The organism is Streptomyces sp. WELS2 (genome assembly GCF_013870595.1).
GTDB lineage: Bacteria > Actinomycetota > Actinomycetes > Streptomycetales > Streptomycetaceae > Streptomyces.
Genome location: NZ_JACBWZ010001197.1, coordinates 1 through 1,498, shown reverse-complemented (window position 1 = coordinate 1,498; position 1,498 = coordinate 1). Strand labels below are relative to the sequence as shown.

The following is a 1,498-nucleotide window of genomic DNA, read 5'->3' as shown; positions in this document are numbered from 1 at the left end:
CCCGGCCCTCGGCGACCCGCTGCTGGAAGACCAGCAGGTCCACCTGGTCGGGCGCGACCCGGAGCATGTACCCGGGGCTCCGGGTGAGGAGCTCCGGGAGCGCGCCCTCGGGCCGGTTCCCGGACAACGCGCCCCGCAGCCGCCAGACGGCGTTCTGCAGGATCTTCCGCGCGGTCATGGGCGCGTCGTCGGCCGGCCACAGCGCCGTCAGCAACTGGCTGGTGGAGACCACCTGGTTGGCGTGCAGGAGCAGATAGGCCAGGGCGGAGCGCTGCCGCACCCCGCCCAGCTCTACGAGCCCGGAGTCGTCCTCGACCTCGAGCGGCCCCAGAACACGTATGCGCATGCGTTTCCCCCGTCATCCGCACTGGTAACAACGAAATCCCGCGATTCTCGCCGGATCACCGTAAGGCGGTGCAAGACACTTTCGCTCAACGCTCAACAGCTGGCCTGTACACCGGACTTCACGCGGAGCCGAGTGCCGGGCCGTCCCCGGCCCGCAGCAGGGCGCAGACGTCCCGCAGCCCCGCCTCCAGCTGGGCGATCTGCGCGTCGTCGACCTCGATGGACGGTTCGAAGCGCAGGGTGTTGACGGCGCTCGCCGTGGGGAAGGTGCGCACCCGGTGGCGGCGGAGCAGATGTCCGGCCAGCACATAGCCGAACAGCCCGCCCTGGGCGGCCTGCCGGATCTGCTCGGAGGAGGACTCCGACTGGTCCCGGAACTCCAGGCCCAGCATCAGGCCCCGGCCACGGACGTCCGCGACCACGTCGGGGAAGTCGGCGCGCAGCCGGGTCAGCATCGAGCGCAGCGCCTCACCGCGCTCCTCGGCGCGCCGGTAGGCCGCCCCGCCGTCCGCCTCGAGGAGTTCCAGGACCTTCAGGGCGATGTGGCAGGAGAAGCTGTCCTTGGCGAAGGTCGAGCTGTGGACGATCTCGAACTCCTTGCGGTACCAGGTACGCCGCACCAGCATCACGGACGTCTTGGCGATGCCGCCGCCGAGCGTCTTGGCGAGCGTGTAGTAGTCACCGCGCAGGCCGAGCGGGGAACTGGCCAGCAGGGTGCCGGTGCGCCCCATCCCGCTCTGGATCTCGTCGACGACCACGGGGCATCCGATGGCGGCGCAGAACTCCTGTATCTCCCGGGCGAACTCGGCCGACAGTTCACGGATGCCGCCCTCGCCCTGGACGGGCTCCAGGAGGAAGGCGCAGAAGACGGGGAACTCCTGGTCCACGAGGGTTACCCGGCCGTCCACGACGGCCGGCTCGGGCAGGACGCCGCGTTCCTCGGCGTGGATCTCCTTGAGGACGTCGGGCCGGCCGTGCGGGACGAAGCGCGCCTGGGCGGCGAGGGCGGCGAACGGCAGCCGGTAGCCCTCGTTGTGGGTGAGCTGCACGCTGGCGGCGAGCTTGCCGTGGAAACCGCCCTCCAGGGACAGGAACACCGGCGGGCGGGCGGCCAGTTCCCGGGCGCGCCGCTCGACCTCCTCCTCGACGAGCG

Annotated in this window: 2 protein-coding genes; both read right to left on the bottom strand. The window is 71.2% G+C overall.

The genetic code is table 11. The features are described from left to right. The coding region (locus H5J33_RS34965; protein ID WP_181798673.1) for a winged helix-turn-helix domain-containing protein at nt 1-346 on the bottom strand (346 nt) is incomplete at its 3' end. 118 nt (nt 347-464) lie between these two features. Continuing rightward, a partial coding sequence (locus tag H5J33_RS34960; RefSeq protein WP_181798672.1) for an aminotransferase class III-fold pyridoxal phosphate-dependent enzyme occupies nt 465-1,498 on the bottom strand: 1,034 nt, incomplete at its 5' end.